Annotated in this window: 11 protein-coding genes; 5 read left to right on the top strand and 6 right to left on the bottom strand. The window is 71.3% G+C overall.

Annotated elements, in window-relative coordinates:
• Position 1: 1 nt before the first annotated feature.
• Positions 2-1,144 (bottom strand): inorganic phosphate transporter, encoded by a 1,143-nt coding sequence (locus ACEN8D_RS08280; protein WP_413399815.1) that lies wholly within the window; start codon positions 1,142-1,144, stop codon positions 2-4.
• A gap of 98 nt (positions 1,145-1,242) precedes the next feature.
• Here ACEN8D_RS08280 and ACEN8D_RS08275 point away from each other — a divergent pair, with 98 nt between their 5' ends.
• On the top strand, positions 1,243-2,118 hold the full coding sequence (locus tag ACEN8D_RS08275) for an alpha/beta hydrolase (protein WP_413399814.1): 876 nt from the start codon (positions 1,243-1,245) through the stop codon (positions 2,116-2,118).
• Positions 2,119-2,197: 79 nt separating this feature from the next.
• On the top strand, positions 2,198-3,247 hold the full coding sequence (gene lplAB, locus ACEN8D_RS08270) for a lipoate-protein ligase LplAB (RefSeq protein WP_495601225.1): 1,050 nt from the start codon (positions 2,198-2,200) through the stop codon (positions 3,245-3,247).
• Here lplAB and ACEN8D_RS08265 read toward each other — a convergent pair whose 3' ends face one another.
• Positions 3,248-4,804 carry an AAA family ATPase gene (locus ACEN8D_RS08265; RefSeq protein WP_413398531.1) on the bottom strand — a complete coding sequence of 519 codons (1,557 nt, stop codon included), beginning with the start codon at positions 4,802-4,804 and terminating at the stop codon, positions 3,248-3,250. It abuts the gene before it with no gap.
• 233 nt (positions 4,805-5,037) lie between these two features.
• Here ACEN8D_RS08265 and ACEN8D_RS08260 point away from each other — a divergent pair, with 233 nt between their 5' ends.
• Positions 5,038-5,367, top strand: coding sequence for a hypothetical protein (locus tag ACEN8D_RS08260; RefSeq protein WP_139199469.1), 330 nt, complete (start codon positions 5,038-5,040; stop codon positions 5,365-5,367).
• 39 nt (positions 5,368-5,406) lie between these two features.
• Here the strand turns inward: ACEN8D_RS08260 and ACEN8D_RS08255 are convergent, their stop codons facing one another.
• Positions 5,407-5,694, bottom strand: coding sequence for a GNAT family N-acetyltransferase (locus ACEN8D_RS08255; protein WP_413398530.1), 288 nt, complete (start codon positions 5,692-5,694; stop codon positions 5,407-5,409).
• A 69-nt stretch (positions 5,695-5,763) separates the two neighbouring features.
• Here ACEN8D_RS08255 and ACEN8D_RS08250 point away from each other — a divergent pair, with 69 nt between their 5' ends.
• Both ACEN8D_RS08250 and ACEN8D_RS08245 read left to right on the top strand, forming a co-directional pair.
• Complete coding sequence (locus tag ACEN8D_RS08250; RefSeq protein ID WP_413398529.1) at positions 5,764-7,146, top strand: hypothetical protein; 1,383 nt, start codon at positions 5,764-5,766, stop codon at positions 7,144-7,146.
• Positions 7,147-7,191: 45 nt separating this feature from the next.
• Positions 7,192-8,109, top strand: a complete 918-nt coding sequence (locus ACEN8D_RS08245; RefSeq protein WP_413398527.1) for a DNA-methyltransferase — start codon at positions 7,192-7,194, stop codon at positions 8,107-8,109.
• A gap of 8 nt (positions 8,110-8,117) precedes the next feature.
• On the opposite strand, the gene ACEN8D_RS08240 is transcribed toward ACEN8D_RS08245, so the two are convergent.
• The 3 genes from ACEN8D_RS08240 to pgm form a co-directional block, all read right to left on the bottom strand.
• Positions 8,118-10,598 (bottom strand): MDR family MFS transporter, encoded by a 2,481-nt coding sequence (locus ACEN8D_RS08240; RefSeq protein WP_413398526.1) that lies wholly within the window; start codon positions 10,596-10,598, stop codon positions 8,118-8,120.
• 187 nt (positions 10,599-10,785) lie between these two features.
• Positions 10,786-11,721 (bottom strand): hypothetical protein, encoded by a 936-nt coding sequence (locus tag ACEN8D_RS08235; RefSeq protein WP_413398525.1) that lies wholly within the window; start codon positions 11,719-11,721, stop codon positions 10,786-10,788.
• A 12-nt stretch (positions 11,722-11,733) separates the two neighbouring features.
• Positions 11,734-13,353, bottom strand: a complete 1,620-nt coding sequence (gene pgm / locus ACEN8D_RS08230; RefSeq protein WP_413398523.1) for a phosphoglucomutase (alpha-D-glucose-1,6-bisphosphate-dependent) — start codon at positions 13,351-13,353, stop codon at positions 11,734-11,736.
• Positions 13,354-13,463 lie beyond the last annotated feature (110 nt).

Raw genomic sequence — 13,463 nt, 5'->3', positions numbered from 1 at the left:
TTCAGTTCCGGGCCGCGACGGGCTCGCGCTCGGCCTCGTCCGCGGTGATGTCCTCGTGCGAGACCGGGCGCCGCTTGGCGAGGGCGTAGAACGTGAGGCCCGCGGCCAGGGCGAGCACCGCGACCAGGACGAGCCCGATGGTGGACGTCGAGGCGACCCAGGTGGCGAGGGCGCCGACGACCGCGGCCGCGGGCAGCGTGATCACCCACGCGACGATGATGCGACCGACGACCGACCAGTGCACGTCGGCGAGCTTCTTGCCGAGGCCGGAGCCGATCACCGAGCCGCTCGTGACGTGGGTGGTCGAGAGCGCGAAGCCGAGGTGCGAGGACACGAGGATCGTCGCCGCCGAGCTGGTCTCGGCCGCGAAGCCCTGCGGGGACTGCACGTCGGAGATCTTCTTGCCGACGGTCTGCATGATCCGCCAGCCGCCCATGTAGGTGCCGAGGCCGATCGCGAGGCCGCACGCCAGGATCACCCAGAGCGCCGGTCCGGTGCCGGCGGACTGGTAGTTCGCGGCGATGAGGGTGAGCGTGATGACGCCCATCGTCTTCTGCGCGTCGTTCGTCCCGTGGGCGAGCGACACGAGCGACGCCGAGATCGTCTGGCCGTGCCGGAAGCCCGTGGCCGCACCGTGGGTGGTGGCGTTCTTCGTCAGCGTGTAGGCGATGTACGTCGCGACGAGGGCGATGACGCCCGCGATGACCGGGGAGAGCAAGGCCGGCAGGACGACCTTCGAGACGACCGTCGCCCAGTCGACCGAGTTCAGGCCCGCGCCGATGATCGACGCGCCGATGAGTCCACCGAAGAGCGCGTGCGTCGAGGACGACGGGAGGCCGAAGTACCAGGTGGCGAGGTTCCAGAGGACGGCGCCGACGAGTCCCGCGAAGATCACGGTCGGCGAGATGTGGATGCCGTCCTGCCCCTCGCGGATGATGCCCTGCGAGACGGTCTTCGCGACCTCGGTGGACAGGAACGCGCCGACCACGTTGAGGACGGCGGAGATGAGCACGGCGGTGCGGGGCTTGAGGGCACCCGTGGCGACCGAGGTGGCCATGGCGTTCGCGGTGTCGTGGAAGCCGTTCGTGAAGTCGAACACGAGGGCCACCACGATCACCAGCACGACGGTGACGAGGACGTCCATGCGCGAGACGCTAGGCCTGCTCCGAACCCGCTGCGTGAACGCCGGGTGAACACCGGCGGCCACCTGGCTGCGTCCGACCCGTCTGCGAGGATGCTCACGTGCCCACCTTCTCCGCAGCGCGAGGCGACGCCTCGTTCACCGACGCGCACGGCGTCGAGATCGTCTACTCGACCTGGCGTGCGGCGCGTCCGAAGGGCATCGTGCAGATCGCGCACGGGGTCGGCGAGCACGGACTCCGGTACGAGCCGCTCGCGCAGGACCTCGTCCGCGCGGGCTGGACCGTGCACGCGAACGACCACCGCGGGCACGGTCGGACCGGCCTCGCGCAGTGGGACGGCGACCACGCCAAGCTCGGACGGCTCGGCCCCGGGGGCCTGCGGGCCGCGATCGCGGCCGTCGAGCAGATGAGCGCCGTCGCGCGCGAGGACACCCCCGGCGTCCCGCTCGTGCTGCTCGGCCACTCGTGGGGCTCGCTCATGGCCCAGCGGATCGTGAACACGTCGTCCGGCTCCTACGACGGGGTGGTCCTCTCCGCGAGCGCGTACCGGTTGCCGGGGTGGATGAACAGCGGTGACCTGAACGCCCGGCACGCGGGCTCGGGGCCGACGAAGTTCGAGTGGCTCACCCGGGACCGGGCGGTCATCGAGGCCGTCGCGGCCGATCCGCTCGCGGTCGAGGCGGACGTCATCGGCCTCTTCGGGCTGCGGGACGCCCTCCGGCTGCTCGGGGTCCCGCGTCGGGGCATCGCGCACGACCTGCCGATGCTGCTGCAGGTCGGCTCCGAGGACTCGCTCGGCGGCCCGCGGTCGGTCGAGCGCCTCGCGCAGGCGTACCGGCGGCGCGGGGGCCTCTCCGAAGTCACCGTGCGGGTGTACGAGGGGGCGCGGCACGAGGTCTACAACGAGACCAACCGCGACGAGGTCGTCGCGGACCTGGTCGCGTGGCTGGACCGGGCGGTCGCGCACACGTCCTGAGACGGTACCGGCTGACGGCCAGGAGGCGCGGGGCGGCGCCGCCCCGCGCCTCCCGTCCGACGCGGCGTAGGCTCGTGGTGTGCACGGTGAGTACAAGGTCCCGGGAGGCAAGCTGGTCGTCGTCGACCTCGAGGTCGACGACGGGGTGATCGACCAGTTCCGGCTCGCCGGGGACTTCTTCCTCGAACCGGACGACGCGCTGCCGCTCATCGACGCCGCCGTGAACGGGCTGCCGGCCACGACCGACGCCGCGGGCATCGCCGCCGCCGTCCGTGCCGCCCTGCCGGAGGACGCCGTCCTGCTCGGCTTCACACCCGAATCCGTCGGGGTCGCCGTCCGCCGTGCCCTGTCGCGCGCGTCGACCTGGCGTGAGTACGACTGGGAGATCATCCACGAGGGGCCGATCAGCCCGAACGAGCACCTCGCGCTCGACCAGGTCCTCACGGAAGAGGTCGGGGCCGGTCGCCGCGGCCCGACCCTCCGCATCTGGGAGTGGGACCAGCCGGCCGTCGTCATCGGGTCGTTCCAGTCCCTCAAGAACGAGGTCGACCCCGAGGGCGCCGCGAAGTACGGCGTCGAGGTCGTCCGTCGGATCTCCGGCGGCGGCGCGATGTTCATGGACGCCGGCGCGATCATCTCGTACTCGCTGTACGTGCCGACCGACCTCGTGCAGGGCATGACCTTCGCCGACTCGTACGCGTACCTCGACGAGTGGGTGATCGAGGCGCTGAAGTCCCTCGGCATCGAGGCCTACTACCAGCCGCTCAACGACATCTCGTCGACCAAGGGCAAGATCGGCGGGGCGGCACAGAAGCGGCTCGGCACCGGATCGCTGCTGCACCACGCCACCATGAGCTACGACATGGACGGCGAGAAGATGGTGCAGGTGCTCCGCATCGGTCGCGAGAAGATGAGCGACAAGGGGACGACCTCGGCTGCGAAGCGCGTCGATCCGCTGCGCTCGCAGACCGGCCTCACCCGTGCGGAGATCATCGACCGGCTCATCGCGACCTTCACGAAGCTGTACGGGGCGCACGAGGGGCACGTGACCGCGGACGAGCGGCGGCGTGCGCAGGAGCTCGTGGCGTCGAAGTTCGCGACGCGGGAGTGGCTCGAGCGCGTCCCCTGATCAGCGCTCCGCGGACAGGTCGTCGTCGTGGTCGTCTCCTGCTCCGTCGTCGTACTGGATGCCGGTCGCGATCGTCCGACCCACGCCGTCCGGGCTGAACGTGGTTCGCGCGAGCGGGGCGAAGGCCACCCACTCGCCTGCAGCTGCGTCGTCGTCGTCCTCCTCGTCGTCGGGCTCGTCGGTGTCGTCGGCGGAGCGGGTTCCGAGCAGCTTCCGGGTCAGGGCGCTCCGCTCGGTGAGCAGCGAGTCGAGCGCTGCACGCAGGTCGACGTCGGCGGGCTCGTCACCGCGCAGGGCCGCACCGAGGACGCTCCGACGCATGAGCTCCTTGGCGAAGGAGCCCGTCGTGCCCTCGGCACGCTCGGCCGCCTCGGCGAGGGCGGCCTCGGAGAAGGGCAGCGAACCGGCGTACCGGCGGAAGAGCCGGACGCGCTCGGGCAGGGCGGGGAGCGGGATCTCCACGGCGAGGTCGACCCGGCCGGGACGGTCCGCGAGGGCGCGTTCGAGCACGGACACCCGGTTCGTGGTCATCACGAAGGCGACGTCCGCGTCGCCGTCGAGCCCGTCGAGGGCGTCGAGCACCTCGAACAGCAGCGGCTGCGGGGAGCTGTGGCGTTCCATCGCGACGAGGTCGATGTCCTCCATCACGACGAGTGACGGCTGGAAGGTCCGGGCGATCTCGGCCGCGGCTCCGATCGCCGCGATGCTCGAGCCGGTGAGCAGGATCGCGGTGACCCCGGTCGTCCGGGTGAGGAGGTGCCGGATCGTGAGCGTCTTGCCCGTCCCGGGAGGGCCGTAGAGGAGCACACCGCGCTTGAGGTGCTGTCCGGCCGCGAGGAGCGCCGCACGCTGCTCGCCGATCCCCACGACGTGGTCGACCACCTCGTCGAGCACGCCCGCGCCGAGGACGACGTCGTCGGCGTCGACCTCGGGCCGGCGGAGGAACGTCGCCCCGGCATCGGACCCGTACTCGGACTGCACGAACGAGAGGACCTGCCCGCGCAGGACGCTCCGCTCGATCATCAGGGCACGGAGGCGGAGCAGGAACGCGGTGGCGGCGTCCTGGTCGGGGGAGAGGATCTCGAGGCTGGCGCGGCCACGGCCGTACTCCGGCTTGGCGGACCGCTGGACGACCGCGACGGGAGCGCCGTCGAAGGTGAGGAACCGGAGGCCGAACGACACGACCCGACGGGTGGTGTCGGCACCGGTGGCCCGGGTGGCGTAGCTCACGGGGCCAGGCGCCCATCGCATGTGGGGGTTCGCGATGAACTCGCTCACGGAGCTGTGGAACCGGCTGTCGTCGCCCGCGATACCGACGAGGGCGTCGGGGTCGGTGCCGGCGAGCTCCTCGAGGGCGATGTCGGCGTCGACGAGTCGGTGGTCGGGGAACTCCTCGGTGACCACCGGGACGGACTGCGGGTCGACGCCGAGGTGGGCGCCGATCCGTTCGCCGATCGGTGTGGTCACCGCCTGCTGTTCGGCGGCGGCGAGTTCGTTCGCCTTCTCGATGTAGCGGGCGAACGCCCGCATGAGGTCCCGGTCTGCGTCGTCGAGCACGTCGCCATCCTGGCACGCAGCGCTGGAACGCGTGCGGCCGCACGTGGTCGGCCGCCCGGGCGGTCGGGGGCACTGTGGGGTTCCGGGCCGCGCGTGGTCGGCCGCCCGGAGAGGGGGTTCCGGGCGGCCGCAGGACCAGTGTGGGTGTCGTCCTGAAGAACGAGCCATGTGGATCGTGAGAATCCTCCGCGCGGCGGATGTCCCCGTCCGATCGCCGACGTAGCGTCGTGTGCGTGAACTGGTTGATCCTCCTGGGGGCGGTGGCCGCCGCGGCCGTCGTGATGTGGATCGCCGATCGCGTGGGGTGGATCGACCTGTCGAACAAGGCCACGCGCAGCGGCGGATCCGGCGGTGTGGTCTCGATGATGGACGAGGTGTTCGCGCCGACCCGTCACGAGACGCAAGCGGAGTACGAACGGCAGTCGCGCCTCCCGAGGGAGGCACCGACGCCGGCGGACGACGACCACGACCTGCTCAGCGGGAGCGTGCTCATCAAGGTGCCGGCGGTGCGCAGCGCCGGACGGCACGCGGTGCGGGCCGGGACGCACGACCGGTCGTACTGACGACTCGTCCTGGCGGGAGCCGACAACGCGCGAGCCGCGTCAGCGGGTCATGAGCTCCTGGTAGTCCGGGTGCCGCTCGATCCAGGCCGCGACGTAGCTGCACTGCGGGACGACCCGGCGCGAGGACCCCGAGCGGACGTCGTCCAGCGCGTGCTCGACGAGGATCGAGGCGTGACCACCGCCGCGGTGCGCGGGGTCCACCTCGGTGTGGACGAAGCGGATCTCGTCGCCGTCGACCTCGTACGCCGCGAAGCCGATCACCTCACCGTCCTCGACGAGGGAGTACTGCTGCTTGTCGGTGTCGTTCCGGACCTCGGGTGTCGCCATGGAGCAGACGCTACGCCCCTCCCGAAGAAGGGCCTGTGTGCGCGCTGGACGCCGGGCTAGGGTCTGATCGTGCAGCACGAGACGCCCCCGCCGTTCCGCTTCCGGACGCCTCCCGGGTGGCCGACACCCTCCGCCGAGTGGGTGGAACTGCACCAGGCCGCCGAGCCCGCACCGGGGTGGTCGCCCGCACCGGGGATCCCGCCCGCACCCGAGGGCTGGCGCTTCTGGGCCCCGGTACCGCGGTCGTTCCGGGGCTTCGTGCCGGCCGCAGCCCGCCGCGTCCGCGTCGCGCAGTGGATCGGCCTCGTGGTGGCGATCCTCGCGCTCGCCGCGGTCATCGTCGTCGCGGCGCTCGGTGGTCTGGCCGTGGTCGGACTCCTGCCGCTCGTGGCCGGGATCGCGGTACTGGTGGTGTGCTCCGCGCGGGAGGGCGAGCTCGCTGACCGGACCGCGGCCTCGATCCGGGACGATGCAGCGGTGTGGCGGCGGACGGAGGTCCCGGCGCGGGCACGGGCGGCGTTCCCGGAGCTCGACCAGGACGCAGCCGTGGCTGCCTGGGAGGCGGCGGCGTGGGGGCTGCCCACCGTGCGGCCGTTCGCCGTGGCGGACACAGCACCGAAGCGTTCGCCGTTGCGCCACCGCACCCGCACGGTCGTCGCCGTGACGGCCGGTGCCGCCGCGCTCCTGCTCGTCGTCGGCGCGACGACGGCCGTCGACCCGGTCGTCCGTGCGCTGCAGAGCGACGGGCAGACGCTCGCGTACGGGCTCCAGGACACCGCACCCGACGGCAGCGTCCCGGACGACAGCGGCCCGGACGACGACGCACCGGACCAGGACGCACCGGACCCGGAGGACCAGGCGCCGTGGACCTCGGACGACGGCACGGTCACCGCGTCGTTCATCGGCGACGACGAGACGTGGCAGGCGACCTGCGGAGCGATCGACTTCGCGGACGGCTGCTGGTCGTGGCAGATCGACAGCGAGTGCGACGGGCCGGCCCAGGTCACGGTCGGGTTCTCCACCACCGAGGGCGGTGACGACGTGCGCACCGACACCCGCACGGTCGTGCTGACCTCGGGGCGACCGCTCGTCCTCACCGAGCAGGGGCCGGAGGAGTGGGGCGGCATCCGCGACGTCATCTGCTCCACCGCACCGGAGCACGCCGTGGCGCTGACCCGGAGCCCGCTCGACTCCGACGCCGAGGACGCCGACGGCTCCTGGCCGGACGGCTGCGTCGACTACGGCTGCGCCGGGTGGGAGGTCACACCCGAGGCATCCTGCGACTCGGCGACCGTGCAGTTCTCCGTCGACGAGGAGGTCGCGACGCTTGCCGGTCCGCACGACCTCGTGGTGGCGACGGCACTGCGCGCGGGCGAACCGGTGGACGTCTGGGCCGGCGGCGCGTGGCTGCCGGACGACGATGCGACGATCTCCCAGGTGACCTGCGGCTGAGCCGGACTGCGGGCTCCGCGGGGACCGGACGCCGCGTGGACCAGAATGGTGCACGTGCACAGCGGCGACGATCGAGGACCGGACCGGGTGGTCCTCGGCGACAACCTCGACGTCCTGCCGACCCTGGCGGACGGCTCGTTCACGCTCGTGTACCTCGACCCGCCGTTCAACACCGGCCGCTACCAGCGTCGGCACGCGAGCGCCGCGGTCCGCGAGCCGACGGTCGGCGACGAGGCCACAGCTGCCGATCGCCGACGCGAGCGGGTGACGGGCTTCCGGGGGAGCTCCTACGAGCGCGTCCGCGGCGACCTCATGCGCTTCGACGACCGGTTCGAGGACTACTGGTCGTTCCTCGAACCGCGGCTGCTCGAGGCGTGGCGGCTCCTCGCCGAGGACGGCACCCTCTACCTCCACCTCGACTACCGCGAGTCGCACTACGCCAAGGTCCTGCTCGACGCACTGTTCGGCCGGGAGTCCTTCCTCAACGAGATCGTCTGGGCGTACGACTTCGGTGCGAAGTCCCGGTCGCGGTGGCCGACGAAGCACGACACGATCCTCGTCTACGTCAAGGACCCGTCGCGGTACTGGTTCGACTCCGAGGCTGTCGATCGTGAGCCCTACATGGCGCCGGGACTCGTCACGCCCGAGAAGCGCGAGCGCGGCAAGCTCCCGACGGACGTGTGGTGGCACACGATCGTGTCGCCGACCGGCAAGGAGAAGACCGGCTACCCGACGCAGAAGCCCGAGGGGGTGCTGCGCCGCATCGTGCAAGCGTCATCGCGCGAGGGCGACTGGGTCCTCGACTTCTTCGCCGGCAGCGGGACGACGGGCGCGGTGGCCCGGGCACTCGGCCGGCGGTTCGTGCTCGTGGACGACAACCCGGTCGCCGTCGACGTGATGCGCCGACGGCTGCCGGGGGCCTCGTTCGACGTGGTCAGCCCGTCGGACGCGTCGGCGGGCTGACCACGTCGCTACTCGGCTGAGTGACGCCCGTGCGCGTGCTCGTCGGGCCTGGAGGCGCGGCTCGCCTCCGCAGCGTCGCCGCCGGTGGTGTCCGTGGTCGCATCCGTTGCGGCGTGCGCGGCTCGGGTGCGGATCGCGCCCGTGGTGGTGGGCGGCTCGTCGACCGGCGCGGCGGCGGAGTGTGCGCCGTGCGTGGTCGCGTCGGGCAGTGGTGCGCGGGTGCCGTCGAGGGAGACGGTGGAGGCACCGCCGGCTGCTCCGGCCGACCGGGTCGTCGACTGCCCGACACCGACACCGACCGCGGAACCGGCCGAGCGCGGCTGCGAGACCACGTCCGGCGAGGTGGGGACGACCGCCATCGAGCCGGTGTCCGGCGAGACCAGCGATCCCGTCCGGGCGGCTGCGTGCTGGGCGTCCACGGTCAGGCGGTCCGCGTCGGCGGTCGCCCGCTCGTTGTCCGCCCGCTCGGTGTTCGCCTGCTCCTGCAGTGCCGAGACCTTGCGGAGCGGCGGCACGCGGAAGAACCAGGTGAGCACGAAGGCGAGCAGGATCACGGCGAGGCCGACGTAGTAGACGACCACGGCGGAGTCGCTGAACCCGACGAGGAACGGCCGGGTGAGGCGCTTGTCCGCGCCGTTGAGGAACGACGTGTCGCTCGTCGACGAGCTGGTCGAGGAACTCGCGCTCGAGTCGCCACTCTTGAGCTGCTTGACGAGCGTCGGAGCGACCTCGTCGACGACGTTCCGGCGCTGGTCGGCGTTCGAGTAGTCCACCTGCAGCGTGCCGTCCACGACCTCGGCGTTCGCTTTCGACGCGGCGGTCTCGAGTGCCTGCTGCTCGGCGGCGGGCTTCTCGGCGGCGACCTGCTGGGCGATGACCGTGTCCGCCGAGGCCTCGGGGACCGTGCCCGCCGCGACCTGCTGCTGGACGGCCGCGGTGACCTGCTTCGTGACGGCGGCGTCCGCGGCCTCCTTGGCCTGGGCGGCGCCCTTGTCGAGACCGTCCTGGACGTTCTGCTGCACCGGGTCGACGATCTTGTTCCAGATCTGGTCCATCACGCCCTTGTTGTCCGACGCGTTCGCGACCGACGGGGTGAGTGCGGCGTTCAGGGCGCTCTTCAGGTCGCCCTCGTTCTGCATCGCCGTCGTGATGTTCGTCGGCATGAGCGTGAACAGGACGGACAGCAGCACAGCGGTGCCCATGGTGCCGCCGATCTGGCGGAAGAACGTGGCGGCGCTCGTCGCGACGCCGATGTCCCGCGGGCTGACGGAGTTCTGCGCCGCCAGGGTCAGGGTCTGCATGAGCTGCCCGAGCCCGAGGCCGATGCCGAACATGCCGAGCATCAGGAACCAGAGCGGGCGGTCGGCGGTGAGGAACGTCAGGACGGTGAACCCGATGGCCGTGAACGCCGTGCCGGTGATCGGGAAGACCTGGTAGTTGCCGGTCCGCGAGATGATCTGGCCCGAGGCGATCGACGAGATCATCAGACCGAGCACCATCGGGAGCATCGCGAACCCGGACTCGGTCGGGGTGACGCCCTTCACGATCTGCAGGTACAGCGGGATGGTGAGCATCGCGCCGAACATGCCGAAGCCGACGAGGACCGACAGGATCGCCGACATCGAGAACACCCGCGAGCCGAACAGCTTCAGCGGCAGGATCGCGTCGTCGCCCATCGCCCGTTCGACGAGGATGAACGCGATGAGCCCGAGCGCACCGATCGCGTAGCAGGCGAAGGCGCCGGGGGAGTCCCAGCCCCACTCGCGGCCCTGCTCGGCGATGAGGAGCAGCGGCACCAGGGTCACGATGACGAGCGTCGCGCCCCACCAGTCGATCCGGGGCTTGCCGCGGTCGCCGAACTTCGGCAGGTGCAGGAAGGTCAGCACCATGAAGAGCGCGATGATGCCGATCGGCACGTTGATCAGGAACACCCAGCGCCACCCGGCGATGAACAGCAGCTGGTCCGCCCCGGCGAAGACACCGCCGACGAGCGGGCCGATGACGCTCGAGATGCCGAAGACCGCCAGGAAGTAGCCCTGGTACTTGGCGCGCTCGCGCGGGGCGAGCATGTCGCCCATGATGGCGAGCGGCAGGGACATCAGACCGCCGGCACCGAGGCCCTGCAGCGCGCGGAAGCCGGCGAGCATGAGCATCGAGGTCGAGAACGACGCGGCGAACGATCCGACGATGAAGATGCCGATCGCGGTGAGGAACAGCGGACGCCGGCCGAAGATGTCGGACAGCTTGCCGTAGATCGGCGTCGTGATCGTCGACGCGATGAGGTAACCGGTCGTCACCCAGGCCTGCTGGTCGAGGCCGTGCAGGTCATCGCCGATCGTGCGGATCGCGGTGCCGACGATCGTCTGGTCGAGGGCGCCGAGGAACATCCCCGCCATCAGGCCGTAGATGACCAGCAGGATCTGCCGGTGGTTCATCACGGCGTTGGACGAGGTGGTGGGTGCCGCGGGTGCGGTCGCGGTCTGGGTCATGTGCAGGGTCTCCCGGAAACTTTGCGCTGGCTGCAAAGTTACATCTGCCGCAAGGTGAAGGGTCGCGCCGGAGTGGGTTCCTGAGTGGATCGGCAGCACCGGCACCGGTTTCGGTGGCGTCTGTCGGGAGGTCCTCGTGAGCGCTCCCGACGCCGTCACAGTACGCCCGAGCGTGACGTGCGGTGCGTCAGGACGCTGCGGCGGCCTGTTCGAGCGCTTCTTGGAACCGCTCGTTCACCTCGATGCGCATCGCGCCCGTCTCGTCGTCGAAGCCGGACACCGCGCTGACCCGGCCGTGGCGCGAGAAGTACAGCAGGGGGCTCAGCACCCCGCCGGGCAGGCCGTGCTCGCCGTCCGTGAGCACCTGCACGACCAGGCCGGCGAGCATCTGCACCGAGGTGATGCTCGACGCGTCACGGATCGGGGCGGCGAGCAGGAGGTGCCGGTGCGGGACCGCGAACACCGTGCCGAACCCGGCGGCACCGAAGAGCGCCGGGAGGTTGACCGCCTTCGACGCGACGAACAGGGACTCGCCCTCGACGATGAACACCCCGGGGGCGATCTCGGCGTGCTCGTCCACCGGTTCGTCGTCGGTGCCCAGCTGCCCGAAGGCGAAGAGCTCGTCGATGCCGAGGGCGAGCCGCGGCAGGGTCGGACCCGACAGCGTGCTCACCATCGTCGGGTAGTCGACGCACAGCCCGAGCACCAGCCCGGGAGCGAACGGTCGGGCGTAGTCGAGGTCGGTCGGATCGGACGTCCCGGCGCCGAGGCCCGTGCCGCCGTCCGCGCTGGGGTCCGGCAGGATGCGCAGTCGGATGCGCTGCCGCAGCTCGTCGGCGCCGAGCTCCTCGGGTGCCGGCTCGCTGTACGCCTGGATCATCCGGTCAAAGTGCTCGGCGACCATGTCGGCCTGCACGTCCGGGGTCTCGCCGTGCACCTGCGCCGCGAGGTTCTCGAGCAGGAAGACCCGGCCGTCGGTGCCGACCAGACGAGCCTGCTCACCGGCCGGCACCTCGACCGTGGTCTCCATGCCGCGCTCGGCGAGGGCCCGTTGGGCGAGCACCACGAGCGTCGGGGCTGGCTCGTCGTGCCGATCGTCCTGCTTCCGGCCGAACCACCCCATCCGCGCGGGACCTCAGGCCCCGAGTGCGGCGTCGACGATCTCCTTGGCTTCGCGCTGCACCTGTTCGAGCTGCTCCTGCCCGACGAAGCTCTCGGCGTAGATCTTGTAGACGTCCTCGGTGCCGGACGGGCGGGCCGCGAACCACGCCTTGTCGGTGACGACCTTCACGCCGCCGACGGCCGCGTCGTTGCCCGGAGCCTTCGACAGCTTCGCCGTGATCGGGTCGCCCGCGAGGGTCTCGGCGGTGATGGCGTCACCGTCGAGCTTCGACAGGCGGGCCTTCTGCTCCTTGCTCGCGGCGGCGTCGACACGCTGGTAGACCGGGGCGCCGAAGCGTTCGGTCAGCTCGTCGTAGAGCTGTGACGGGGTCTTGCCGGTGACCGCGATGATCTCCGACGCCAGGAGCGCCAGGATGATGCCGTCCTTGTCGGTGGTCCACGCGGTGCCGTCCTTGCGGAGGAACGACGCGCCCGCCGACTCCTCGCCGCCGAAGGCCACGGAGCCGTCGATCAGGCCCGGGACGAACCACTTGAAGCCGACCGGGACCTCCCACAGGCGGCGACCGAGGGACTCGGCCACGCGGTCGATGATGCTCGACGACACGAGGGTCTTGCCGATCGCGGCGTCGTCGCGCCAGGCCGGACGGTGCGCGTAGAGGTACTCGATCGCCACGGCGAGGTAGTGGTTCGGGTTCATCAGGCCGCCGTCGGGCGTGACGATGCCGTGCCGGTCGGAGTCGGCGTCGTTGCCGGTGAGGACGTCGTAGTCGTCCTTGCGCGCGACGACCGAGGCCATCGCGCTCGGGCTCGATGGGTCCATCCGGATCTTGCCGTCCCAGTCGAGCGTCATGAACGACCAAGTGGGGTCGACGTCGGGGTTGACCACCGTGAGGTCGAGCCCGTAGTGGTCGCGGATGCGGTTCCAGTAGGGGAGCGACGCACCACCGAGCGGGTCGGCGCCGATCTTCACGCCGGCGCGTTTGATCGCGTCGATGTCGATGATGTTCTCGAGGTCGGCGACGTAGGCGCCGAGGAAGTCGTAGCGGTCGGGCGAGGCGTGCTCGGTGCGCTGAACCTCGGCGTTGCCGCCGGCGATGATCGCGTTCGCGCGCTCGGCGATCCAGCTCGTCGCATCGCTGTCCGCCGGGCCACCGTGCGGCGGGTTGTACTTGAAGCCGCCGTCGCGGGGCGGGTTGTGGCTGGGCGTGATGACGATGCCGTCCGCCGTGTCCGCGTTGCCGGCACGGTTGTACGCGATGATCGCGTGGCTGAGCGCCGGGGTGGGGACGTAGCCGTTCTCGCTGTCGGCGAGGACGTGCACGCCGTTGGCGGCGAGGACCTCGAGCGCGGTGCGTTCGGCGGGGCCGGACAGCGCGTGCGTGTCACGGCCGATGAAGAGCGGGCCGTCGGTGCCCTGCGACGTGCGGTACTCGACGATCGCCTGCGTGATCGCGGCGATGTGGGTGTCGTTGAACGCGGAGTCCAGCGAGGAGCCGCGGTGGCCCGAGGTGCCGAAGACGACCTTCTGCTCGGGGACGGAGACGTCCGGGACGCGCTCGTGGTACGCGGCGATGAGGGCGTCGAGGTCGACGAGGTCGTCTGCAGTGGCAGGGGTGCCGGCGCGGTCGTTCATGCGTCCATCCTGGCATCGCACAGGTCGGCACGCCCAGGAACGTCGCGCCTGTGGACGACGAGCGCGCCTGTGGACGAGGAGCGAGCGGCCGTCCGCACCGGGGAGAAAGG

This window comes from Curtobacterium sp. Curtsp22 (assembly GCF_059492135.1).
This window is presented reverse-complemented; position numbering and strand designations above follow the sequence as displayed.